The 23,684-nt window shown below is 60.8% G+C and carries 18 protein-coding genes; 4 read left to right on the top strand and 14 right to left on the bottom strand.

Translation table 11 applies throughout. The annotated features are described in order from the left end of the window. Positions 1 to 109: 109 nt before the first annotated feature. The 4 genes from PBN85_RS11410 to PBN85_RS11395 form a co-directional block, all read right to left on the bottom strand. On the bottom strand, positions 110 to 763 hold the full coding sequence (locus PBN85_RS11410) for a TadE/TadG family type IV pilus assembly protein (protein WP_037535354.1): 654 nt from the start codon (positions 761 to 763) through the stop codon (positions 110 to 112). Then, positions 760 to 1,356 (bottom strand): TadE/TadG family type IV pilus assembly protein, encoded by a 597-nt coding sequence (locus PBN85_RS11405; RefSeq protein ID WP_271299059.1) that lies wholly within the window; start codon positions 1,354 to 1,356, stop codon positions 760 to 762. Before PBN85_RS11405 ends, PBN85_RS11410 begins: the two co-directional genes overlap by 4 nt. After that, a complete protein-coding gene (locus PBN85_RS11400) occupies positions 1,353 to 3,350 on the bottom strand; it encodes a pilus assembly protein (protein ID WP_271299058.1) in 1,998 nt (665 codons plus the stop codon). Before PBN85_RS11400 ends, PBN85_RS11405 begins: the two co-directional genes overlap by 4 nt. A 155-nt stretch (positions 3,351 to 3,505) precedes the next feature. Further along, positions 3,506 to 4,486, bottom strand: a complete 981-nt coding sequence (locus PBN85_RS11395; protein ID WP_271299057.1) for an aldo/keto reductase — start codon at positions 4,484 to 4,486, stop codon at positions 3,506 to 3,508. A gap of 164 nt (positions 4,487 to 4,650) precedes the next feature. On the opposite strand from PBN85_RS11395, the gene PBN85_RS19005 reads away from it, so the two are divergent. Continuing rightward, on the top strand, positions 4,651 to 5,001 hold the full coding sequence (locus PBN85_RS19005; RefSeq protein ID WP_443026742.1) for a helix-turn-helix domain-containing protein: 351 nt from the start codon (positions 4,651 to 4,653) through the stop codon (positions 4,999 to 5,001). Positions 5,002 to 5,041: 40 nt separating this feature from the next. On the opposite strand, the gene PBN85_RS11390 is transcribed toward PBN85_RS19005, so the two are convergent. The 4 genes from PBN85_RS11390 to PBN85_RS11375 form a co-directional block, all read right to left on the bottom strand. Beyond that, the gene (locus tag PBN85_RS11390; protein WP_271299056.1) at positions 5,042 to 6,532 is read right to left on the bottom strand and encodes a recombinase family protein; all 1,491 of its coding nucleotides are present in this window, start codon (positions 6,530 to 6,532) and stop codon (positions 5,042 to 5,044) included. 267 nt (positions 6,533 to 6,799) lie between these two features. Continuing rightward, positions 6,800 to 7,432, bottom strand: a complete 633-nt coding sequence (locus tag PBN85_RS11385; protein ID WP_271299055.1) for a tyrosine-type recombinase/integrase — start codon at positions 7,430 to 7,432, stop codon at positions 6,800 to 6,802. 1,012 nt (positions 7,433 to 8,444) lie between these two features. After that, positions 8,445 to 8,849 carry a VOC family protein gene (locus PBN85_RS11380; protein WP_271299054.1) on the bottom strand — a complete coding sequence of 135 codons (405 nt, stop codon included), beginning with the start codon at positions 8,847 to 8,849 and terminating at the stop codon, positions 8,445 to 8,447. 50 nt (positions 8,850 to 8,899) lie between these two features. Then, the gene (locus PBN85_RS11375) at positions 8,900 to 9,598 is read right to left on the bottom strand and encodes a glutathione S-transferase family protein (protein ID WP_271299053.1); all 699 of its coding nucleotides are present in this window, start codon (positions 9,596 to 9,598) and stop codon (positions 8,900 to 8,902) included. Between the two features lie 117 nt (positions 9,599 to 9,715). Between PBN85_RS11375 and PBN85_RS11370 the strand changes: the two genes are divergently transcribed. Beyond that, on the top strand, positions 9,716 to 10,291 hold the full coding sequence (locus PBN85_RS11370; RefSeq protein WP_271299052.1) for a TetR/AcrR family transcriptional regulator: 576 nt from the start codon (positions 9,716 to 9,718) through the stop codon (positions 10,289 to 10,291). 135 nt (positions 10,292 to 10,426) lie between these two features. Here the strand turns inward: PBN85_RS11370 and PBN85_RS11365 are convergent, their stop codons facing one another. The 4 genes from PBN85_RS11365 to PBN85_RS11350 form a co-directional block, all read right to left on the bottom strand. Further along, the gene (locus PBN85_RS11365; protein ID WP_271299051.1) at positions 10,427 to 10,870 is read right to left on the bottom strand and encodes a hypothetical protein; all 444 of its coding nucleotides are present in this window, start codon (positions 10,868 to 10,870) and stop codon (positions 10,427 to 10,429) included. Between the two features lie 109 nt (positions 10,871 to 10,979). Next, the gene (locus PBN85_RS11360) at positions 10,980 to 12,368 is read right to left on the bottom strand and encodes a glycoside hydrolase family 47 protein (RefSeq protein ID WP_271299050.1); all 1,389 of its coding nucleotides are present in this window, start codon (positions 12,366 to 12,368) and stop codon (positions 10,980 to 10,982) included. A 477-nt stretch (positions 12,369 to 12,845) separates the two neighbouring features. Further along, entirely contained in the window at positions 12,846 to 15,977 is a 3,132-nt protein-coding gene (locus PBN85_RS11355) for a PAS domain-containing protein (protein ID WP_443026741.1), read from the bottom strand. Positions 15,978 to 16,333: 356 nt separating this feature from the next. Next, complete coding sequence (locus PBN85_RS11350) at positions 16,334 to 17,566, bottom strand: glycoside hydrolase family 27 protein (RefSeq protein ID WP_271299049.1); 1,233 nt, start codon at positions 17,564 to 17,566, stop codon at positions 16,334 to 16,336. Positions 17,567 to 18,085: 519 nt separating this feature from the next. Here PBN85_RS11350 and PBN85_RS11345 point away from each other — a divergent pair. Both PBN85_RS11345 and PBN85_RS11340 read left to right on the top strand, forming a co-directional pair. Further along, positions 18,086 to 20,500 (top strand): phosphoketolase family protein, encoded by a 2,415-nt coding sequence (locus PBN85_RS11345; RefSeq protein WP_271299048.1) that lies wholly within the window; start codon positions 18,086 to 18,088, stop codon positions 20,498 to 20,500. Next, positions 20,488 to 21,546, top strand: a complete 1,059-nt coding sequence (locus PBN85_RS11340; RefSeq protein WP_271299047.1) for an acetate/propionate family kinase — start codon at positions 20,488 to 20,490, stop codon at positions 21,544 to 21,546. The genes PBN85_RS11345 and PBN85_RS11340 overlap by 13 nt, the downstream gene beginning before the upstream one ends. 202 nt (positions 21,547 to 21,748) lie before the next feature. On the opposite strand, the gene PBN85_RS11335 is transcribed toward PBN85_RS11340, so the two are convergent. Together PBN85_RS11335 and PBN85_RS11330 are read right to left on the bottom strand one after the other, a co-directional pair. Beyond that, complete coding sequence (locus tag PBN85_RS11335) at positions 21,749 to 22,510, bottom strand: SDR family NAD(P)-dependent oxidoreductase (protein ID WP_037534818.1); 762 nt, start codon at positions 22,508 to 22,510, stop codon at positions 21,749 to 21,751. An 81-nt stretch (positions 22,511 to 22,591) separates the two neighbouring features. After that, positions 22,592 to 23,677, bottom strand: coding sequence for a catalase family protein (locus PBN85_RS11330; protein ID WP_271299046.1), 1,086 nt, complete (start codon positions 23,675 to 23,677; stop codon positions 22,592 to 22,594). Positions 23,678 to 23,684: the final 7 nt, after the last annotated feature.

Genomic DNA, 23,684 nt, shown 5'->3' with positions numbered 1-23,684 from the left:
TTTTGCGCGTGACGAACGGCAGACCGACGGTTCCCGGCCGGCAATCATGAGAGGCGGAGGCTCAACTGAAGGTGGGGAGGGCGCCTGACTGGCCGTCTCGTATGTATCGCTAGTTGCACGTGGAAGCGGTGACTCCATTGACGGGATTGACGCCCGGATCAGAGGTATCGCGATTGTCGCGCACCATCATTGCAGCAATCTCATGCATCAAAGGTGGGGGCGCAAACCGCGCAGAGATAATCGGCTGATACTGGTAGGCTATCTCGACGAACATAGCTGGAGCACTCGATCCTGCTACGATGCGGGCATTGGCAGGTCCCATGCCCGTGACCGTCAAATTGCCCTTTCCGTCACCCTGTTTGCCATAGGTCGAGGGATAGGTGAGCATACCATAGCAGCGCTGCCAATGTAGGTACTGACCGCGCGGTTGGTCGGCGTCGACTTCTAAGCTCGTCAGGATCACCCGTCCATTGCGTGCTAGGTTAAGCGGGCCGCTCTGCAACCCGGCACCGACGAAGAGGTCGTTGATCTGCTTTTCATCGATCTCTGTTTGCACCGAATTTTGCGTGCCGATGCGTGCCGCATTGTCTGAAATTTGCAGCGCTAGTTGGCTGATCTGCTGGCGAACGATGCAATAGTTGCCGAATTCGAGCAGCCACAGCGATCCTATGATCAGCAGCGGCAGGCACAGCGCGAATTCCATCAGCGCGAGGCCGCGCGTATCCTGCCTGATGTGCTTTAGGAGCATCGAAGATACGGTCATGAGCAGTATCCTGTAGGGGGATCGGCTTGCTGATCGTTCGGCTGATTGCGGATGAGTGTTTTAGCCGTCAGCACCGTCTGCGGTGCTGACGGAAGAAGGGCGGTCAGACCAAGGCGATTGTAGCTCGCCGTAGCAACCAACAAGACAACGTCTCGCGCGCCGCCTCTTCCGGTCACTGACCCGTCGACGTCCCAGTTGCCATTCCGATTGCTGTCGACAAAGGCCTCTCCGTGGTCGCATCGACCGTCATGATCCGCATCGTTATATTCTTCGGCAGGATTTGCTGCGTTGCTGTAGTCATGATAGCTCTTAGCGACGAGGCTGACGTTGGCCGCTGGCATGATCTGGTGGACTGCGTCCGTGACGCTCGCGGTGATCGCATTAACCCTTACCGATGAACTCGCGCCCTCAAGACTGAGGTCGCGCGCGGCCTTCTGCAGAGATCCGACAAGCGCCGATCGAACGTACATGGTGTGGCATGTCTCAAGGCCACCGAGGAGCAGCAGAAGCAGTAGGGGCGTGACGATCGCGAACTCGACCAGGGTTGCTCCGCGCGTCGATCGAGCCAGTCGCTTTAGAAGCGGCATCGTCATCGGGTCAGCCTCAGTTGTGCGATCTTCGCCGCGATTTCAGCAAAGGTGTCGTTGAGCTGCTGGGTGTTGTTGGCCTGGAAAGCCCGCCCCGTCGATGCGCAATTCTTAAGCAGCGGGGTGAGGGTGGTGCCGAAGGCGATCACCCAGACGGTAATGCCCTTCTGGTTTTTGGCGATGCCGCAATATTTGGTCAGCCGGTCCTCGACGATCGTATTCTGATCGTTGTCGTTCGGTAGAGAGCCGGTATCGGTGCGGCGTCGGTCGAGCGCCGACAAGCCGTAGGCATCATAGTCCTGAATGTGCGACTCGGTATCACCGTCGGTCATAAAAATGATGTTGCGGGCGATCGAGCTGCCATCCGGAGCGGCGGTGTTCTCGCTGCCGAAGATGCCTTCCTTGGAGATCAGTCGAAGTCCCCAGAGGAAGCCGATGTCGTGATAGGTATCGCCGCGCGTCAGCAACGCGTTCAAGTACGATTGCACCACACTAGCGGTGAGGCCCGCTTCCTTGCTCTGCAGTTTGCGCGCCGCGCTAGGGCAGGCGGCGCGGCTAGTCGTGTAACTCGAAAGGAGGGTATAGCCCGCAGTCGTATTGACCGCGTTGACGTTCCAGCCTGTCGGCGTGCTGGTGTTATAGTTCGAGACCTGACGCGCGAAGACGAGCGCTGGGAGGAACGGGCGCCACTGCGTGTCAGGGTTGGACGGATCAGGTTTGCTGTCGACATCCATGTCCCAGGCTGTGCCGGTTTCGTAGGGCCGCAGTGTCTTCCGTTCCTCGATGCAGGCGTTCGATGCAGTCCAAGACACTTTCTGGTCGCTGCCGACGGTGTCTGTTCCAGACGGTGCGTTGACGTTAGCCATCGACACATTGGAGGCGCCTGCCATGAGTCCGGTGCTGGCCGAACCCTTGAATGTGGCTACGCTGTAGCTAACCGGGCGATACCAGAAATAGTTGTAGGTTGTATAAACTGGCTGGCCGGCGTTTGGATTATTAGAGACAGTCTGGGTCTGTTGCTGCTGTGTGCTGGCATAGCTATTCTTCGTGATGACGCATTGTCCACCACTGTTAACCGAAGCCGAATAGGTGTCGCCCCCATAGGTTCTGTAATTGGTTCGTGAGCGTGGAACCGCGGAGGCGGACGGGTCCCATGCAGAGCTGGAGGTATTGGTGCTGGTAGCTGTATTCGCGGGGGCCGTGCAGTTTTCAGGGTCACCATAGCTAGTGGATGTGGTTGGCGTGATCGAAGGAGACCAAGCCGAATAGCTTGTGGTCGTCGCTCCCTGCGTACCCGTCTGGGTTTGCTGTTGACGATCGAACTGGCGAGACTGGTAGGTCCAATTGTCCACCATCCACTCGCGCCGCAAAAGCAACCCGACGTTGACTGTATTGGAATACGGCACAAAGCCATACCGGACTTGCGTACCGGCGATCTTCGCTTGCTCAAGCGTGTTGTAGAAATTGAGAACGGCATTGCGCAGTCCGGTGATCTTGTTAGCCGAGTCGCCAGGATTTGTGTCCGTCATCGAGCCGGTCGTATCAAGTACGAACATGACGTCGGTGTTGGGTAACTGTAGCTGCGCATCGCATTTGCTGACGAGATTGACCTGCCTGACGCCGAAGATCTGCATGATCGCCATCGGCACCGAAGTTGAAGCGGTGCCGTGAACGACGACATTCGCATCAACGCTGGGCTGTGGGAACTGCGTGTTGAACGATCCGTATCGGCCCGGAGAAAAGTTAGCGTTGAAATAAGCCAGCGCCGTAGGATACGTCGTTGGTACGACGTTCGTACCTTGCATCGACTTACGATAGGCAAGCACACCAGCGTCGCAGCCTTGCTGCATTCGTGTCTTGATCAGGTAAATGCGACTTAGATCCAGCGCACCACCACCCATTGCCAGTAGCAATGACATACCTAAAGCCGAAAGGATCATGACATTGCCGCGCTCGTCACGTGCGATGCGGCTGAGCAGGTGTATTGAGCCAATAGCCATAGTGCCCCGTTGGCCATCCGGTGAGTTGCTCGGTATGGCTTGAAGCGGAACTAACTCAGATTGGTTAATAATTAGGCCGTATCGGCGTGATCTTCATCATACGACGAGGCGGGGGCCACGCTTCACAAAGCCATTGCTTTGGGTCTTCACTGCAATCACGAGAAGCCGACCACCGCATGGGGTATGTAAGGTGCCTCCAGCCTCCCGATTTCTGCATCTGATAAGGTCAGGTCGAGGGCTGCTAGCGCGTCAGTCAGATGGGTCGGCTTGGATGCCCCGATAATTGGCGCCGAGACTTCCTGCTTGGCAAGCACCCAGGCCAGTGCAACCTGCGCGCGGGGAACGCCGCGTTCGGCGGCAATGACGGATACCGTCTCAACCACTTTGCGATCAGCCTCAACAGTCGCGGCGTATAGCGTCCGACCAAATTCGTCGGTGTTTGACCGTTCGGTAGCTGCGTCCCAATCACGGGTTAGTCGCCCTCGCGCAAGTGGACTCCACGGGATCACGCCGATCCCCTCTGCAGCGCACAAAGGCAGCATTTCGCGCTCTTCCTCGCGGTAGAGCAGGTTGACGTAGTTCTGCATCGTCGAGAAGCGCGTCCAGCCGTTCGCCTCTGCCACATGGAGCATCGTTGCAAACTGCCAAGCGAACATCGACGATGCGCCGATGTAACGGGCTTTTCCTGCTTTAACGACGTCGTGCAGTGCCTCCAGCGTCTCTTCGATAGGAACCTCATGATCGAAGCGGTGGATTTGGTAGAGGTCCACATAGTCGGTCCCGAGCCGAGTAAGGCTGGCGTCGATTTCGGTCATGATCGCCTTGCGGCTAAGCCCTGCACCGTTCGGACCAGGACGCATGCGGCCATGAACCTTGGTCGCGATCACGACGTCATCGCGGCGAGTGAAATCCTTGAGCGCGCGTCCGACGATCTCCTCCGACGTCCCGTCCGAATAGACGTTTGCCGTATCGAAGAAGTTGATGCCTGCTTCCACCGCCTGGCGCAGGATCGGACGACTTGCTTCCTCATCAAGTGTCCAGGCGTGATTGCCACGATCCGGGATGCCGTAGGTCATGCAGCCGAGGCACAGAGGTGATACGTCGAGGCCGGTGTTGCCCAGCTTGATGTAGTCCATAGTTTGCCTCACTCATCTGGTTTTCCGTCTGAACGAACAGCGCGTGATTACGGCTCAAACCCATCGCGAGGAGCGATGAGCGTGCTCACGGGATGCCAGTGACAGCCTGATTCCACGAGCGTCATGCCCTTTCAATCTATGTCGGATTATGACACATAAGTGTGATGATTTGCTCATCTGATATGCGTGCCGCTATGGCAGAAGTGGAGCTAGAGCTGCGGCGTCACGCGGAGCGGGATAGGCTTCTTCCAGAAATCGCCAACGATGGCGGGGCCTGGAGCATTTTGCTCTATCTTTTCTCAAGGCAGGCCAGCCCGGTAAACGTCGGCGCTATATGCGCCCATTCGAGTGAGCCACGAACGACGGTACTGCGACGGCTTGCTGTACTCGAGTCGTATGGATTCATCGAGCGGCGCGGTGGTCATGCCGATAAACGTGTCTCATTTATCAGGCTGGAACAGGACGCTGCCAATCGAATTTCACGTTATACTGAAGCTGTCAAAGCAATCGCCTAGTTACGGAATGTAGACCTAAGCCGGCTGCAATGATGGATCGTCAAGGGTTTTCTTCCATGCTCCACGAGCGTTCAAAGCCCTTGTTGTGAGACAAGCCTACCCATCCCGTATCGAAGTCAACGACGAGGCGTGCGCCGAGCTGCCTCAGCAGCATGTTGCATTTCACCCGCACGGTATTTTCGTAGATTTCCTCGTCCAGGTAGGCTGCCAGTTTCGATGTGAGCTTCACAGCCTTAGCGTTGAATCCATGTTCATTGAAAATAAGGTCGTCTATCTGATCTTCTAGTTTTGCCACCTCGGCATAGAAGGTGGCGCCTGCTCGTCGCTTTGCACCCCCGGGCGATCTGGGCGAAAGGCTGCTTTGAAGGTCCGATAGTTCTTGTACGGCTCGGAACACGTGTTGATTGGGGTCGGAAACTTGGTGCCATGGAAGGTCGTCGTGAATCCATCGGCTAAGCTGCTTCTTGGTGATGATCTCGAAGGCGTCGTAGTCAAAGCCGGATGCGTTGCATCCATGAAGTATGCGAGCTCCGTCGCATGCTAAAATGGCACGGCCATACTCACCATATGAATGGTGTCGTACCGGTGCGCCGCAACCGGCGCAAAACAGCATGTTGGCAAAGACGTTGAGTTTAGCCGCGTTCCCTCCGCGCCTTCTCGTGCTCGCCAGAGCCTGCACCTTGAGGAAGGCTTCTGGTTCGATCAGCCGCGGGAAGTAGTCCGCAAGAAGCTTAATCGGACGCCTGCTAGTCTCTCCATTATCGTGCGTCGCGATGTACAACGGGAGAACGCCCGTCACCCGTCTATTCCGCAATAGCGTCGACACGGTCGGCCGTGTCCACGGCTGCGACCCCCGCCATCTGCAGACGCCTCGCGCATTGAGGTGATCCGCAATCTCGAATGGAGATCGGCCATCCAAGGCCAATTGGAAAATGGTCGAGAGAACCTCTGCGCGTTCGGATCGCGCTACGATCTGTCCTGTTGCCTTACAGACGATGAGCCAGTCTGGCACCCGGCTCGTCATGACCTGGGTGCCGGCGCTGTCACGCTTTCGGATCCAGGCCTGCTTCGCTCGGAACGACTTCAGCGAGCTTTCCTCGTTGGCGCGGATGAAGACAATCAGGGCAAAAATCAACGCGAGAGGATCGGCGGTTAGCGATGCTTCTGAATAGGTCCGATTGTCGACCAGCGAGACGACGTTGATCTTGGCGAGGATCAACTCGGTGAGCAGGTTCTGCGCCTGCAAGATATTCGATCGACTGAGGCGATCAAGGCTCTCAATCAACAGGTAGCTGCCGGGTGCGATCCGGCCATTCCGCACGGCAGTCAGGAAATGGCCTAGCTCGCCGTGAACGGCATTTTGACCTCGATAGCCTGATACACCGAGATCACGAATGGTAAGGCGGTTATCCAGCTCCAGCTCATGATCACGCGCATACGACTCGGCAAGAGTGGACTGACGAGTAAGGCTGTCCCCTCCAATCTGATCCAGGCTGCTGAAACGCTGATACGAGTAGGCGACGATTGTCATGGTAGACCAAGCATTAGATGAGCCCATACCGTAGCATTAGGACTATCGCGTAAAAAGCTTATCACTCAAAAAAAGTCTAGCACGGCTATCCGAGGGCGAGCGTATATATGACATTGAGTCATATATCCCAATGATGCCGGCGTGCCGGTGCTGAGTTTCTTGATAATCGGTATCGTTCTCAAGATGCGAGCGTCGTGTTCATTCGTCATGGAGCTCGGAAGGCAGATGCTGAGGGGCAGGGGCGCTATCGACCGTTTCGTGGATACCTTAGACCTCGGTGCGTTCTGCTAGCTCTAAGGCATCCTCTACGTCCACACCAAGATAGCGGACTGTACTGTCGATCTTTGCATGGCCCAAAAGGATTTGAACAGCGCGCAAATTACCTGTCGCCTTGTAGATGATCGAAGCTTTTGTGCGCCTCAGCGAGTGGGTGCCGTATTCCTGGGGTGCGAGGCCGATACCGATGACCCACTCGCGCACCAAGCGGGCATATTGTCTGGTGCTCATGTGAGCCATGTAGTCATTGCGGCTTGGGAACACGAAGTCGTTGAGGGTGCCTCCTCGACGCTCGAGCCATGCCCGCAGGGTCTTGCGAGCCGTCTCCATCAATTCAAACTGCACCGGCCTCCTCGTCTTCTGCTGCACAATGACGGCGCGGTCACGGATCCGACCGCCTGAGACCAAATCTCCTATACGTACCTTGACCACATCGCATCCACGTAATTTGCTATCGATAGCCAGATCGAAGAGCGCACGATCTCGCAGTCGTCTATGCTGGTCGAGGTAGAAGCGGATCGCCCATACCTGTTGCTGCTTCAGCGCCCTCTTTGCGCCAATCAGGCGACCCTCATTCCAGGGACGAAGCTCATTAAAGGCGGGATCCACCGATGAATGTCCCATCACCGATATCCTTCATGTCGAGTCGAATGCACGGGAATATCAACTTATGGTATAAAGATCGTTCAAGAATGTGGTTCATAGACGAGGGCGGGGTTCTAAACAGATCATGCAACATTGAAGCCGACAGCGAGCGGACCAGATGTTGCTAAGGTCCGCCCTTATCGGAGCAGTTATTTTTCGGAGCTACGCACCGCCTGTATGTGATGATGTTGCTTGGCCTATCGCGCTTACCACAAGCCCACGGCGACTCCGAAGGAGGGCGAAAGGAAGGAATTTACCGCAGGCGGATCGCGCCGGGTAGTCAGTCAGTGCTGAAGGGCGGCGGTCGAATGAGGCGTTATTAAAGCGGTTTAGCAGCCTCGGGCGCAGACCGAAGGCTCATGATAAGGGAAGCTCTATAGCTCCCTATTGATCACCCCCCGGCACGACGCTCAGACAAAGCGCCGGTGTGATACGACGGATCGTAGATCCCGCGCATTTCGCCAGTCAGTGATCGTACCGATACGACTGGCGGGGTTGTATCCCCCCTAGATGGGCTTCGCTCCCGGCGTGCCGCACTTTACAAATTTGCCGTTGCTGGCTTTGCAGCGGGTCGCCTTCACCGGGGCCTTCGGAGGGCATTTGATGAATTTGCCTCTGGCATCGCGACAAGGCGCGGCAATCGATGGGGTTGCTGACGCGAGAAGACATACGCTGACGGCGGCGAACACAAGCTTATGCATTGGGCATCCTCCATTCGGTGAACGGGTCTAGCAATGCTGCGTATAATCTTTAGCAACGTCAAATACCAATGTGCGCGTGGCGCAGCCCGCCTTCTGCCGGTCGAACGTCAGTAGCAACCTCTTCGGTACGCTAACTTGAACGAGCGGCATGTTTCGGCGGCTGAATGCGGGTTGGGGATGGCCGATAGTGGGTCGTTCAAGAAAGTATCGTCTGCGGCACTTCTTCGTGGCCAGATTTACCGCCCGTCCGTGCCAGGGACGGGCGTCGCCTCAGAGCCGATATGCGACGGCTATAATGACTTGGGGAAATGGATCCCACAAAGCTTATTGCCGTCGGGGTCGCGGAAATAGGCAAGCTCTATCGTACCCATTGACGCGGTCTCTCGAGGGCCGGGCGGCGCTTCGATCGAGGTGCCGCCATTGGCAACTGCGGTATCGTGAAGTTGCCTGACCTGCTCGGGCGAGTTGCACGAAAAGGCGACGGTGCTGCCGTTCGCGACGGTCGCCGGTTCGTCGTTGATAGGCTGGCTGACGATGAAGTTCGTGCCGTTGCCGTTATTGTAGATGAGCCGGGTATGGCCGCTATCGGCGATATTGCGCGCCGGTTCGCCGACACCGAGCGTGCCGAGCACCGTGTCGTAGAAGCGCTTCGATCGTTCGATGTCGTTCGATCCGACCATGGTGTGAAACAGCATGATAACTCTCCTGCTTGGGACGTACTTAGCGAAGACGAATGACGCGGATGCTACGAGCGGTCATCCAGTTCCGGGACACCGCTCTGCCCATCGGCATAGGCGGCCCTGAAGGCCGGGCGGGCCTGCCACCGCCGCCAGAGCGTATCGATATGCTCGAAACGCTCGTCCAGCGGGGTTGCGTTCACCGGGTATTTGGAAAACGCGATCGCGGTGGCCAGCGTGATGTCGGCAAAGGTCGGCTGGTCCCCGCCGAGCAGCCATGCACGTCCATCGGCAAGATGCTGGTCGACCAGTGCCGCGTGGGCCAGCGCCACCTTGCGCGAATGCTCACCCCATGCGGGGTTGTGCGTCAGTTCCAGCTTGGGACCGAGCCCCTGATGCATGACATGGAAGGCGGTGACGATCGGGTAGAGGATGTGAACCCAGACTCGGCTGTCCCACATCTGGTCCAGGCCACGCTCATGCGCCGTTTCGCCCATGATCTTGCGGCCCTCGAAGCTGTCGTCAAGGTAGCGCGCTATGGCGGACGTCTCGCTCAGGAACGAGCCGTCGGCCAATGCCAGCGTCGGCGTTTCGCCCCAAGGGTTCATCTTCAGATGCCGCCACCCGCGCTGTTCCCCCACAGGCGACATGTCATACACCGTCTCGGCGAACCGGTCGGCGATGCCCTTCTCATGCATGAAGATGCGCAGCCGCTGAGGGTTGGGGAAGGCGGAGGGGGAGGTGAAGAGCGTCAGCTTATCGGCCATCGAGGGTCTCGCGTTCATCGATCACATCACCTGCCTGTCAGATGACAGGTAATCATCTGCGTCTTAAATCTTGCCATGTCAACCCCTGCCTGCCATATGGCAGGTGGAGGCGCGACGATGGCGGTAGCAACGAGAGAGAATGCGCGGGAGGCGATCCTGCTTGCCGCGCGAGAGGCGGCGATGACGCGCGGCTATGGCGGCATCAACTTTCGCGACCTCGCGGCGACGGTCGGCATCAAGGCGGCCAGCATCAACTATTACTTCGCCAACAAGGCGCTGCTCGGGGAGGCTGTGGCGCGCCGCTATCAGGAAGATATCGACCATGATCTGGCGGCGATCTCGGCCGACGCGAAGGATGCTGTGGACGCGTTAAAGCGATATCCAAGTATCTTTCGGGCCTCGCTGGAGCGCGACAACCGGATGTGTCTCAGCAGCTTCATGGCGGCGGAGCGTGACGAGCTACCTGGACCGGTCTTGAAGCAGGTCCAGGCTTTCGCCGACGTCAACGTGGCATGGTTGACAAAACAGCTCGTCGCCGCGGGGATCGGACTGCCGGAAAGCGTGGGGGCAAGGGCACTCGCGATTTATGCGGCCGTTGCCGGCGCGCAGATCATCGCGCGTAGCAGGTCCGACATCGCCGTGTTTGACGCCCTGATCGAAAGCTACCGTGAGGCGGGGCCGCTTCCGGGCTAGTTTGTTATGCCCCCCTAACTCGCGTAGCTACACACTCGCTCGATATGAACGAGTGGCCGGTTTGTGATTTGGCGGGGTACGGGCTGAACGGTCGCAATTGGGTCGTCGGCGAGCTTCTGATTTTAGCAGATGGTTTTATCGGCTTAGCCGCTGCCGGGTGAGGCGAGGATCCTCATAGAGGTCGCGGCAGGCACGCAGCCGGAAGCGGTTCCACCAGCGCTGCCAGCGATGTTCGGCGGCATCGTGAAGGATATGGCAGCGCTGGCATAACGCCTTGAGATTGCCAGGCGTGCTGTTGCCCGGATCATGGTCGAGATGCGCGCAGGCAAGTACCACCTTGGTCATCCGAACCGCACCGAGCGCGACCCCGGTTCTGATCGCGATGCGCCGGCCGCGGTCGCTCCGCCAGCAGCGCGCCTCGCCATCCCACCAGCGCCCATCACCGAGATGCGCGACACGGCGCAGATGCGGCCTTCCGCATTGTTCGCAGCGCGCGCCGGCGCGGCGGAAGCGCACGGTCGCCGACAGCTGCTGCCAGTCTATCGGATAAAGCCATCGGTTCTCGGGGCGGATCGGCATGCTGATTCTATGAGTCAGTCGCGGCTGGAACAAAAGGGAAATCTGCCGGCGAGGTGATCGTTCGGTTGACGAGCTACTCAGATGAGACGGAGTGGGTGTAACCTTTATCCTACGCTTGGTTGCGACGCAGGCCCTTGAGAATGTTGCCCTCGGTCGACAGGTAGTTGTCCGAATAGTCGAAGCGCGGCGTATCGGCGAACAGTAGATAGTAATACTTCATCTGCTCGGACCACCAATAGCCTGGGCAGTGATCGGCCTGACGCTTCGGCGTTGCTGTCACGTCGGCAAGGTCTGTGTAGCCATAGGGAGCCTTGTTCCACCGCTTCATCGCCTCAAAGTGGAGGCGACCGATCTCGCGCCAGCGTGGGCTTCGATCGATCAACCAGAGTGTAAAGGCCGCGTCGGCGAGTTCGGGGCGCAGGGCGTTGGTGACCTGGGTCGGGCGTGATGTCGCATAATCATAACCTTCCGGCAGAACACCGTAGCGCGCCTGCACCTTGGCCCAGCTCTCGGTGTAGGCGGCACCCTGTCTGAGCGCGCCACCCTGGCCGAGCAGGCCGCCATAGAAGGAGGCGAGCTCGTCCTGCTCGGTCGAGATCACGGCGCCGGTTTCGAAGTCGACGTCGGCGAACCACAGCTGACGATCCTTCCAGACCTGCTGATGCTTGAGGATGGCGGCAGTACACACATCGTACATGCGCTTGCACTCGGCATCGCCGAACAGCTGCCAGCTATCCCACAGATACTCGAAGAAGCTGTCGCAATAGGAGCCGATCGTCGCGGTGCGGGAGCGCCAGGCACCGCTGATCACGTCGATCTTGGTCGCCACAAGATCGAGGGGCGAGCGCCGCTCGAAGACCGCGATCACCGCCTTGCGCGCGGCGGCCGCATAACGAGGATCACCGGTCAGGCGGCTGAGCGTGCCCCATTCGGGTAGATAGGTGGCAATATCGGCAGGGCTGGTGACCGCCTCGCGCGGCGCGCCGGTTCTAAGGTTGATGAAGCGGTAGGGCATGCCGGTCGGCGTCGCGAAGGCCGGCAGCAATCGATCCGCCAGATCGCGCGCCTTGGCGAGCAACACCGCGTCGCCGCACGCGAGGTGGGCGGAGAGCAGCCCGCCGACGAGACGGATCGATGTCTCGAACACCGAGACCTCGCCATCGACGTCCGCGTCGAAGTGGGTTTTGACCCACGAGACGCCGTCCTTGAACCGGGAGTCGAGACCCATTACCCACAGCGTGTCGAGCGCTTCGATGAGGCTGAGCCCGAGATGATGCGTCTTGAGCTGAAAGCTTGAGAAGGTGCCACTTACCGGCTTGATCTCGTCCTTGCCCCAGGCATGATCACAGTAGCAATCCCAGGACCATGCCATTTGCGCTTTCACATCCTGCGCGAGAGCATGCCATCGCGTATCGTCTTGCGCGTGGGATGGGCTCGATATCACTGTGCCGGCCAGCACGGTTGTCGCGCCGATGACGGTTCGCCTGGTAATCTGCACGCGGCCTCATCCTCTTTTCATTGCGACTTTATGTAAGGGAATGCAGCCTACCGTTCCCGACGTCTACCGGCGGTGATTGCTGCAGGCTCATCCGAGTAGGGTAAGCGGCTCGTTCAGTCGGCGAGGGAACTGCCATTCAAACAGATTAACGAATGTCCGGAAGTGAGAGGCGGGGAAGGGGCCTCGAATGTCCACTTGTGGGTCCTCGCCGTCGCCTTGTCATCGGAGCTAGCCTGCTCGATCGGTGACCTTTGCGGTATGAGAAAGGGCCGCTGCGATCATCGCGGCTAAAGCTTCCTCAGCCCGCTGGCGCCCGGCAGGATCTTTAGCGAGCAGATCGTGCCTGATCCATTCGGGCGCTCGACGTAGGACGCTCGTGATCGAAGCAAGCTGCTCATCAGACATTGCGTTTGCAGCACTCTTTCGTTCGATTGCGATAGGGTGTGAATGGACACACCCCTGCGGCTAGATCTTAACTTATCCTGCCACTTTGTCGGTCGACGCGTTGGGAACGGGCTCATTGCTGCGGCCAAAGCGTATGGCTGACGCCAACGCTGCGGCGTTGTATGGCTTCGGCAGAACGACACAGTCGATCTCGTTCGCCACGGCTCCGGGATCGCCGGTCGCGAATATGACGATGGCATCAGGCCGCAACGCGCGTGCTTTTTCGGCGAGCTCGCGTCCGGAAGCTCCTGGCAGGTTGAGGTCGGTGACCAGAACGTCGACAGGGGCCGTCTGCAGCGCCATCAACGCTTCTTCGGCACTGGCTGCCTCGACCACGACGAAGCCGGCCTTCTCCAGCATCTCGCCAGTGTTGCCGCGAATCAGATCGTCATCTTCGACCAATAGTGCGGTCTGACGGATCGTCGCCGAAGATGCGATCGGCGTGGAGCAGGTGGTGACAAGCTCGGCGTTTGCAGCTGTCGTGGCAAATGTTTGCTTCCGCTGGCGCTGATTGGCCAGCACGTGCCGAAACTTTCGAGCCAACGCATCGCGCGTGTATGGCTTGGAAAGCAGCTCGACCCCTTTGTCGAGCTTGCCGCCGTGCACGATCGAGTTCTCGGTATAGCCGCTGGTGAATAGCACAGCGAGGTCGGGTAGCCGCTCACGGGCCTTGCGAGCGAGTTCCGGGCTCTTCAATGCTCCCGGCATGACCACGTCAGTGAACAGCATGTCGATTGCCACACCGCTTTCGATCACCGCCAATGCGCTGGTCGCTTCGGGCGCCTTGAGGACGCTGTAGCCAAGATCGGTCAGCATCTCGACGACAGTGGCACGAACCTCCTCGTCATCCTCCACAACGAGCACTGTTTCCGTGCCGCCAGTGACCGGTCCTGCATCGCTGACGACCTCAAGGTCCTCGGCCTCGGTCGCGCGCGGCAGGTAGAGCCGGATGGTCGTGCCCTCGCCGGGTTCCGAGTAGATCTTTACGTGACCGCCGGATTGTTTGACAAAGCCATAGACCATCGACAGGCCAAGACCTGATCCCTTGCCCTCGGCCTTTGTCGAGAAGAATGGTTCGAACACCTTGGCGATGATCTCGGGCGACATGCCCGACCCGGTATCGCTCACCGCCAGCATGACGTACTGGCCCGGCGTCACCTCGTCATGGGAGCGCGCATAGGCGTCGTCGAGATGCGCATTGGCCAGCTCGATGGTCAGCTTGCCGCGACCCTCCATCGCATCGCGCGCGTTGATCGCGAGATTGAGCAGCGCGTTCTCGATCTGCGCGGGATCGATAAAGGTGTTCCACAGCCCGCCGGAAAAGACGGTTTCCACCTCGATTGCCTCACCGATCGCACGGCGCAGCATGTCGTCCATTCCCTGCACGAAGCGCGTGACGTTGACGACCTTCGGCTCGAGCGCCTGACGGCGCCCGAAGGCCAGGAGCTGGGCCGCCAGCTTTGCACCCCGTGACACGCCGGCCATCGCGTTGTTGACGCGTTTCTCGGCGCGCTCGTTACCGGCAACGTCGCGGCTGAGCAGCTGAAGATTGCCGCCGACCACCTGGAGCAGATTGTTGAAGTCGTGCGCGACGCCGCCTGTCAGCTTGCCAACCGTCTCCATCTTCTGGGATTGAGCAAGTTTAGCCTCAGCCTCTCGCCGATCAGCAATTTCCTGGATGACACGGCTTTCTAGATTTTCATTGAGATGTCTGAGCTGATCCTCTGCCCGTTCGCGATGCCGGACCTGCCGTGAGAGGCTTTCGGCATGCTCGCGCAAGCTCGCCTCCGCCGCGCGTTGATGTGAGATATCGGTATGGACGCCGACCCACTCGGAAATCTCGCCGGCATCGTCGAGGATGGGCAGGGCCCGAATAGCAAAGGTCCGCCATTCGCCATCGTGACGGCACACGCGATGTTCGTGCACGAACATGCTGCGGGCAGACACGGCCTGATTCCACGCGATGACGGTTGCCGCTGCGTCATCCGGATGAACGGCCGATGCCCAGCCAAATCCCTGATATTGGTCTTGGCTCTGCCCGGTGAGCGCACTCCAGCCTGGCTGTTCGCCCACCATCCGGCCATCGGCGCTATTGGTCCAAAGCACGCCGTGCACGGCCTCCATGGCAGTGCGGAAACGGCTGTTGCTCGCCTTGATCTCTGCTTCGCGCTCGGCGCGATCGCCGATATCGATGCCGAGGATATAGACGCCGAGCGTCTCGCCGCTGTCCCCGACATGGGGTACATAGCGGATCTCGGTCTGACGTGGGCCAAGGGTCCGGTGATGCAATACCGTCTCCGCGACGAGCGGGCTGCCCGTCAACGCGACGTCGAGATCCGTTGCGCGGGTGCGGTAAGCCTCGTCACCGATGACTTCCCGCACGGACTTGCCGACGACCGCATCGGGCGAGATGCCGAACCAGCTTTCATAGTCGGCATTGGCGAAGCGGTAGACGTGATCGCGATCCACGTACGACACCAGCATCGGCACGGCATCCGCGATCCGGCGCAATTCGGCTTCGCTTGCGGCAAGTTTTTGCTCGGTGGCAATCCGTTCGCTGTTGTCGACGATGGTACACAGCACGCCACCGGGCGTTCCATCCGCATCGTAGACCGGTGTGTAGAACAGGCTGAGGCCCAGCGTCTGCGGGCCATTGGCGCGCTGAAAGACGATCGGCTGATCAAGGTAGGATTGCGTCTCGCCCTGACGCACCGCCGCCAGTATCGGACGGTTCCAGTCCCATACTTCGGGAAACGCCTCCGCCACCGGTGTGCCAAGCGCCAACGGGTGCCGCTCGCCGGCGATCTCCCGATAGGCATCATTGTAGAACATGATGTGGTCTGGTCCCCACATCAGCACCTTGGCGACCGGCGAGTTGACGAGATTGGAGATGGTGGCGCGCATTTCGTGCGACCATGCTTCCGGCATTCCGAGCGCCGTGCGGCTCCAGTCGCGGTTACGGATCAGGGTGCCGCACTCACCACCGCCCACGGGCCAGCCATCCACCACCGTCTGAGAGGCGCGGCGCGGACCGTCTCGCAGCGCACATAACCCCGCTCGCACGACCTCGCTGACATTGGCGTAATCACCCGTGGCCAAGCTACTTGAGATGAAGCTCTTCAGCTCGGGGGTCAGCGATACGTTGCAGGAAAGGCGCGTGATCATCACCCGGCTCTGCGTACGTACCGCGATCGTGTCAACAGATGGCACACCTCGACATCTGGGAGTACAGCTAGGTTATACGCGCAACCACAGCGGTCCGCGCCGCGTGCGCTTTGTCTAATCGGCGCGCTCATCCATCGCCCCTGGAATCCGCCTGCCCACGCGGTGACTTCCCAGCGAAGTTTCTTGGCTTCTGGTGCTCCTCACTATGCTCAGCGCTCATGAATGAATGGCAGAATCCGGGAAGCGGGCAGGGCGCTCCGAGTGGCCGGTTTTGGGTCGTCGCGCTACACATACCGAACGGAAAAATCCGCCCCAACACCGGGCCGAGATCGTATCCGCAGGCATTCTTTTCGGAATTATTGCTTCAATCGCACCATGACGACACCATGAGGTGCGACCGACGCCTCGAAGCGGCCAGAGCGTTTGCCGAGGCTCTTGTGCGCCCAGAGGTCGCGCACCTCCATCCGTACTTGTCGTGGCAAGCTGAGCATTGTCCAGTCGGCGGCGATGGCCGCGGCGGCGTCGCCGCGATTGAACAGCAGCAGGGCACGCCCCCCGTCTGACAGAGGTTTGGACCAAATTTCGCGGTCACCGTCTTTCCACACCCGGTGGCCTTGTATGCCAAGCCGATCCTGATCGACGGCAATGACGTCCGTGTTGAGAAGGATCGCGCGGGTCGCATTGGTCATGCCGACGATATCGTTGCCGGCGATCAGCGGCGCGGCCATGATCGCCCAGAGCGAGAAATGCGAACGATATTCGGTGTCGGTCATGCCGCCGTTCCCGACCTCCAGCATATCGGGATCGTTCCAATGACCCGGTCCGGCGTAGGGCCATAGCGGCTCGTTCATGTCGGCGATCGACGCCACACCCCAGCTATAGCCATAACGGCCAGTCCATTTATCGGTGATGTCGCCGGTCGTGCGCCACATGTTGCCGATCTTGGACGCCCATATCCACGGCCTCGAATTCCCCCATTCGCACATCGAAAACAGGATATCGCGACCCGACGCACGGAGCGCGTCCGACATGAGCGCATAGGCTTCTTCGGCGTTGCGAACGCCTGTCGAGCACCAGTCATACTTGAGGTAGTCCACGCCCCAGCGTGCATATTGCAGGGCATCTTGATATTCGTGTCCCTGGCTACCCGGACGCCCCCCGCACGTCTTCGTGCCGGCGTCTGAGTAGATGCCGAACTTGAGCCCCTTGGCGTGGATATAGTCCGACAGCGCCTTCATCCCGCTGGGGAAGCGCGTCTTGTCCGCGGTGATGAATCCGTTCGCGTCGCGGGCGCCGTGCCAGCAATCATCGATAACGACATAGTTATACCCGGCGCCCTTCATCCCGTTAGTGGCGATCGCGTCAGCGGCCGCACGGATAGTGGTCTCGTCCACCTTGCAGGCGAACTTGTTCCAGCTGTTCCAGCCCATCGGCGGCTGCTGCGCCAGGCCGTTCGCAGTACGCCTCGGGTCCTTGGACGGTGCCAGCGTATTCGGGTCGGGATCGAGCACCTCTTGTGCCCGAAGCGGAGTGGCCATGTGAAGCAGCAGAACCGCAGTAATGACGCGGAGCAACACCTTGTTCAGCACGCCGAACCTCTTTCGTTTCCTATGGACTGCACGTGCAGCACCTTCGCACGCGATTCCAGCCTCAACTTTGCAGGCGGCTGCTATCGGAAGGCCGGAAGGGGCAGAAGGGGCTGCGACACCGAAGTGAACGAATGGCCGAAGTTGGGAGGGCTCGGCGTCACCGAGAACGGCCGGTCGTGGGTCTTGTCGCGGGCGACTGTACTGCACGCCGGCTCCTCGTTTACCGGCCAGAGATCGTTAGGGGGTAAAGCGCCAACGTGGTAATGAAGGTCATCGTCGCTTCCGCCCTGGGCACCGCGACGACTGAGAGACCGTCAGCGCTCCCGCTTACCAACGGGAGACGGCTATGCCGCTTATTCGCCGCAATCATCTCGCTCGCGCACGGTTCGAACGGAAGATGGCCGAACTCTCAACTACCAACATGGCGCGCATCATCCATACCGAGCTTGCCGACCTGCACTGGGCGGCCGGCCACACTCGAACCGGTAGACCGTCGGCGGACGGCGGGTCGGCTTGAGCATGGACGCGCTGCTCGAACGCTCGCCCCTCGGGAACCCTCACACGGACATCCGCGCGGCAGAGGCGTCGCCGCTGTCGCCGGATTTGCTGCGGCGGATGCACGGCTACTGGCGGGCGGCGAACTACCTCTCGGTCGGCCAGATTTACCTGCGCGCCAATCCGTTGCTGGAACGTCCTCTGACGCTGGCCGACATCAAGCCGCGGCTGCTCGGCCATTGGGGCACCACGCCGGGGCTGAACCTCCTCTACGTCCACTTCAACCGCCTGATCGTCGAGCACGACCTCGACATGATCGCGATCATCGGGCCCGGCCATGGCGGCCCCGGCATCGTCGCGCAGACCTATCTCGAAGGCTCCTACACCGAGCGCTACCCCGCAATCGAGCGCAGTCGCGGCGGCATGGAGCGGCTGTTCCGGCAGTTCTCCTGGCCGGGCGGCATCCCGAGCCATGTCGCGCCGGAGACGCCGGGATCGATCCACGAAGGCGGTGAGCTCGGCTATTCGCTCGCCCACGCATACGGCGCCGCGTTCGACAATCCCGACCTGATCGTCGCCTGCGTCATCGGCGACGGCGAAGCAGAGACAGGCGCGCTCGCGGCAAGCTGGCACAGCAACAAGTTCCTCAATCCCGCGCGTGACGGCGCGGTGCTGCCGATCCTGCACCTCAACGGCTTCAAGATCGCCAACCCGACCGTGCTCGCCCGGATCGGCGACGAGGAGCTTGCCAGCCTGCTGCGCGGATACGGTCACGAGCCGTTCTTCGTCGAAGGTGACGACCCGATGTTCGTCCATCAGCAGCTGGCGGGGGCGCTCGACACGGTGCTCGACCATATCCGCACGATCCAGCGCGAGGCCCGGTCGGCCACGCCAAGCGGGTTGCGGCCACGCTGGCCGATGATCGTGCTCCGCACGCCGAAGGGCTGGACCGGGCCGAAGATTGTCGACGGCAAGCCGGTCGAGGGCACCTGGCGCGCACATCAGGTGCCGATCGCCGATTTCGACAATCCTGAGCATCTCGTCCTGCTAGAGGCGTGGATGCGGAGTTATCGCGCCGAAGAGCTGTTCGACGCCACCGGCAAGTTCCGCGAAGAGTTCGCTTCATTGGCGCCGACCGGTCACCGCCGGATTGGCTCCAACCCGCACGCCAATGGCGGGGAGCTGATGCGCTCGCTGGCGCTGCCCAATTTCCGGTCGCACGCCGTCGCGCTCACGGCGCCCGGGGGCGTCAGGGCGCCTGCCACGGCGACGCTCGGCAGCTACCTGAAGGAGGCGATGGCGCTCAACCTGGGCGCGTCGAACATGCGGCTGTTCGGCCCCGACGAGACCGCCTCGAACCGCTTGCAGGCGGTGTACGACGTTACAGGCAAGACGTGGATGGCGGAAACGGAGCCGAACGATACCGACCTTGCTCAGGACGGCCGCGTGATGGAGGTGCTGAGCGAGCATCTCTGCCAGGGCTGGCTGGAGGGCTATCTGTTGACAGGACGCCACGGCCTGTTCTCGTGCTACGAGGCATTCGTCCATATCGTCGACTCGATGGTGAACCAGCACGCGAAGTGGCTGACGACCACGCGCACGATCCCGTGGCGCAAACCGATCGCCTCGCTCAACTACCTGCTGACGTCGCATGTCTGGCGGCAGGATCACAACGGCTCGTCACACCAGGATCCGGGTTTCCTCGACCACGTGGCGAACAAGACGGCCGAGGTCACGCGCATCTACCTGCCGCCCGACGCCAATTGTCTGTTGTCGGTCGCCGATCACTGCCTGCGCAGCCGCAATTATGTAAATGTCATCGTCGCCGGCAAGCAGCCCGAATGGCAGTGGCTGACGATCGACGAGGCGGTGCGCCACTGCACGACCGGTGCCGGCATCTGGGACTGGGCGAGCGACGACGGCGACCCCGATGTGGTGCTTGCCTGTGCCGGCGACGTGCCGACGCTGGAGACGCTCGCGGCAACGACCTTATTGCGGGAGTATGTGCCCGATATCCGCATTCGGGTGGTGAACGTCGTCGACCTCATGGTGCTGCAACCGCAGTCGGAACATCCGCACGGGATGGACGATCGTGCGTTCGACGCGATGTTCACCACCGACCGGCCGGTGATCTTCGCCTTTCACGGCTATCCTTCGCTGGTGCACCGGCTGGCCTACGCCCGTCACGGTCACCACAACTTTCACGTTTGCGGCTACAAGGGCGAGGGTACCACGACGACGCCGTTCGACATGGTCGTCATGAACGACCTTGACCGATACCGGCTCGCACTCGACGCGATCGAGCGCGTGCCGCGCCTGAAGGATCGCGTGCCCGCGGAGACTGCCCGCTACTGGGGGATGATGGAGCGCCACAAGCTCTACGTCGCCGAACAGGGTGACGACCTGCCCGAGGTGCGGGACTGGCAGTGGACACGCTGATCCTGGCGATCAACGGCGGCTCCTCGTCGCTGAAATACGGTGCATTCACCGTCGGGAACGACCGGATGGAGACGGTAGTCTCTGGTGCGATTGAGACTGCGCACGATCACAGCTTCGACGGGATCGCGGCGAAGCTAGACAGGTTGCCCGATGCGATCGGCCACCGCGTCGTCCACGGCGGCTCAAAGCTGTTCCGGCCGACGCTGATCGACGACGGTGTCATTGCCGACCTCGAGGCGGCATGCGCGTTTGCGCCCCTGCATGGGCCCGCCGCGCTGGACCTGATCGCGGCGGCGCGGCGCCGCTATCCGGGCACACCGCAGATCGCCTGTTTTGATACAGGCTTCCACGAACACCTACCGGCGATCGCCGCCGTTCTGCCCGTTCCCAAAGCGCTCCGGACGGTCGGGGTCAGACGCTACGGCTTTCACGGCCTATCCTGTCAGTCGATCGTGCGCCAGCTCGGCGCCGACCTGCCCGAGCGGCTGGTGATCGCGCACCTCGGCAGCGGGGCAAGCGTCACGGCGATCCTGGACGGCGTCTCGGTCGATACCTCGATGGGACTAACTCCCTCGGGGGGCGTCGTGATGGCCACCCGGAGCGGCGATCTCGATCCCGGCCTGCTGATGTTCCTGCTGCGCAAACACGGAATGACGGCTGGTCGGCTTGAGGAGTTGCTCGATCGTGAATCCGGCCTCCTCGGCATCTCGGACCGGAGCGGCGACCTGCAGACACTCCGTCGGCTGGCACCCGCCGCTCCCGACGCCCGGCTTGCCATCGACATCTTCTGCCGATCGGTCGCCAAGCAGATCGCGGCGATGACCGCCAGCCTGGGCGGCATCGACCTGCTCGTCTTCAGCGGTGGCATCGGCGAGCATGATGCCGAGACGCGGAACGCGATATGCGCCGATCTCGCCTGGGCCGGAGTCGCAGAGGGTGCAGATGCGGGGAACGTCAGAGTCTGCTCGGCTGATGAGGAAGAGCAGATCGCGTGGGATGCGTCGAAGCTTATGCGGGCGGACGTCGCGCGTGACACGGCGGCGTGACATCGCCTGCCGGTGGCAGCGCGCCGATTAGCAAATGGCCGAAGTCGGGAAGCCGGCAAGTCGGTCTGAATGTCGTCTTCTGGGTCAAATTGCTGCGACGTGAATCAATCGGCTTGAGCAATTTGCCCTTTAATGAATCTGGCATCAGGGGCATGCTCACATCCCGAATATTGGGCGGGCGCGAGGGCCCGCCTCACATCCATCAAGACAGCGGCGGTTGCCCGTTTGAGGCAGTAAGGCCGCCATCGACTGGCAGGTTCACGCCCGTCACGAAATGCGCATCCTCACTCGCGAGGAACGCGATTACCCCCGCAATGTCGGCGGGCTCGGCACCGCGGCCCAATGGGATGCGTTCTTCGAACTTGGTGATCAACTCGGGCTGCTCCTTCATGCCCGCGGTCAGCGCGGTGTAGGTGAGCGACGGGTTGACCGCGTTAACGCGGACGCCGTGCTTCGCCTCGTCCATCGCCAGCGCACGGGTGAAGTTGCTCACTGCGCCCTTTGCCGCGCAGTAGAAGCTATGGTTCCAGTCGCCGCCCAGCCCGGACACCGACGACACATTGACGATGCAGCCTTTCGATTGGCGCAGATGGGGGATCGCCGCGCGGCTCATGTGAACGACGCCGTAGAGGTCGGTCTCAATCACCTTGGTGAATTCGGCGAAGTCGCCTTCATCGACTTTGCCGAGATGATCGACGCCCGCATCGTTAACCAGCACGTCTATCCGACCGAAGCGATCGATCGCAGCCTGGACGAGCGTCTCGCATGCAGCGTGATCGGACACGTCGGTCTCGCGGGTTTCGACTGTGCCGTGCAGTTCGCCCGCCAGCTTGTCGAGCGCGGCCTTGTCGATGTCGCCCAATACCAGCGTTGCGCCTTCCTCAGCGAAGCGACGCGCGACCCCTTCACCGATCCCCGAGGCGGCACCCGTGATGACGATGACCTTGTTGGAAAAGCGCGCCATTATGCATTCCCCGCCTGAGCGTCGTGGTTGCCTTGCAGCTTCATGATTGTCCTCTCACTGTCGTCAGGACTGGTGTTCAGCTCAGGCTGGAATGTCCTGGATGGTAGCGGTGTTGGCGGCGGCGATGCCGTTCTCACGGTGACGGAAGTCGCTGAGCGCCTGGTAGACCTGCATGCGCGCGCGCATCACGCCGCCCAGCGGGCGATGGACCTCAAGGCTATGGGCCGGGCGGAACGTCATCACTTCGTCGAAGTAGCGGACGCGGTCGGGGCCATAGGCCGACTGCCGCGGCAATCGGATCGTGGCGACGGTACGATATGGGCTTTCGCTTGTCGGCCAATCGACGGAGGTGTCCTCGATCGGCTGCGTCTCGGCATCGGTCCACAGCTGCGCCCGAAGCTCGAACACCGCTTCCTTGCCCTCGAAGTACTCGACCGAGGCATGGCGGAAGCCATCCTCATCCTGATGCGGGTCGAGCTGCCAATCGGCGAGCGCATGTTGCTCGGCTGAAACGGGAAAGGCCCCGATCTTCGCGACATGGTCGCCGTAGCGCACCGGGCACTGGCTGAAATATTCCTCGATCAGCGGGTGGCTGAAGGGGTGGCCATAGAAGTCCAGCGTCGGGCTTGGACCCGCACCAACGGCGTTCAGCACCTTGTTGATGTTGCGAGCGACAGAGGCGGCCGCGCTCTTCACTCCCTCAGGCATGGGAACCGTCAAGCCTATCTTCTTGGCTTGCGAGAGGAAGCCCCCGGCGGTCCCCGCCGGAAAGGTTGTCCCGCTGGCGAGAACGAAGTCCTGCGTCGGTGCGTCATGGCCAGGCAGCTTGGCGCCCTCGACGCCGAACACCTTGATCGACATGCCGCGATGGGTCGAGACACGGTCGCCAAGCTTTTCACCGGGTCCTTGCGCGAAGCGGACGGCGACATCGAACGTGCCCGGCTCCGCGAACAGGCCCTGTGCGAGTTCGGGCGGCAGCCCGGGCGCGACAGTGAGCTGGCCGATCACACAGGCCGTGCTCTTGGCATGGCTTGCCCGTACCGCGTGCCCGTCCCGCTTCTCCACCGTCTGGCTTTCCTGGGTCATACCCTGGATGATGCCGTCGATGCTCTCCTGTTCATCGGGCTCGCGTGTCTCGATGTCGGCCGAATAGCGGAGATAAGTCATGGGATGT

This window comes from Sphingomonas sp. CV7422 (genome assembly GCF_027945725.1).
Lineage (GTDB): Bacteria > Pseudomonadota > Alphaproteobacteria > Sphingomonadales > Sphingomonadaceae > Sphingomonas > Sphingomonas kyungheensis.
Note: the sequence above shows the minus strand (reverse complement) of the source record. Positions and strands in the feature narration are given on the sequence as shown.

Bases quoted from the DNA above. Each gene is read 5' to 3' on its own strand.
- PBN85_RS11380 (WP_271299054.1), bottom strand. From the start codon at position 8,849: ATGCTGTTTCACACCATGGTCGGATCGAACGACATCGAACGATCGAAG.
- PBN85_RS11410 (WP_037535354.1), bottom strand. From the start codon at position 763: ATGACCGTATCTTCGATGCTCCTAAAGCACATCAGGCAGGATACGCGC.
- PBN85_RS11405 (WP_271299059.1), bottom strand. From the start codon at position 1,356: ATGACGATGCCGCTTCTAAAGCGACTGGCTCGATCGACGCGCGGAGCA.
- PBN85_RS11400 (WP_271299058.1), bottom strand. From the start codon at position 3,350: ATGGCTATTGGCTCAATACACCTGCTCAGCCGCATCGCACGTGACGAG.
- PBN85_RS11335 (WP_037534818.1), bottom strand. From the start codon at position 22,510: ATGGCGCGCTTTTCCAACAAGGTCATCGTCATCACGGGTGCCGCCTCG.
- PBN85_RS11390 (WP_271299056.1), bottom strand. From the start codon at position 6,532: ATGACAATCGTCGCCTACTCGTATCAGCGTTTCAGCAGCCTGGATCAG.
- PBN85_RS11395 (WP_271299057.1), bottom strand. From the start codon at position 4,486: ATGGACTACATCAAGCTGGGCAACACCGGCCTCGACGTATCACCTCTG.
- PBN85_RS11355 (WP_443026741.1), bottom strand. From the start codon at position 15,977: ATGATCACGCGCCTTTCCTGCAACGTATCGCTGACCCCCGAGCTGAAG.
- PBN85_RS19005 (WP_443026742.1), top strand. From the start codon at position 4,651: ATGATTTGCTCATCTGATATGCGTGCCGCTATGGCAGAAGTGGAGCTA.
- PBN85_RS11375 (WP_271299053.1), bottom strand. From the start codon at position 9,598: ATGGCCGATAAGCTGACGCTCTTCACCTCCCCCTCCGCCTTCCCCAAC.
- PBN85_RS11330 (WP_271299046.1), bottom strand. From the start codon at position 23,677: ATGACTTATCTCCGCTATTCGGCCGACATCGAGACACGCGAGCCCGAT.
- PBN85_RS11385 (WP_271299055.1), bottom strand. From the start codon at position 7,432: ATGGGACATTCATCGGTGGATCCCGCCTTTAATGAGCTTCGTCCCTGG.
- PBN85_RS11365 (WP_271299051.1), bottom strand. From the start codon at position 10,870: ATGCCGATCCGCCCCGAGAACCGATGGCTTTATCCGATAGACTGGCAG.
- PBN85_RS11370 (WP_271299052.1), top strand. From the start codon at position 9,716: ATGGCGGTAGCAACGAGAGAGAATGCGCGGGAGGCGATCCTGCTTGCC.
- PBN85_RS11345 (WP_271299048.1), top strand. From the start codon at position 18,086: ATGGACGCGCTGCTCGAACGCTCGCCCCTCGGGAACCCTCACACGGAC.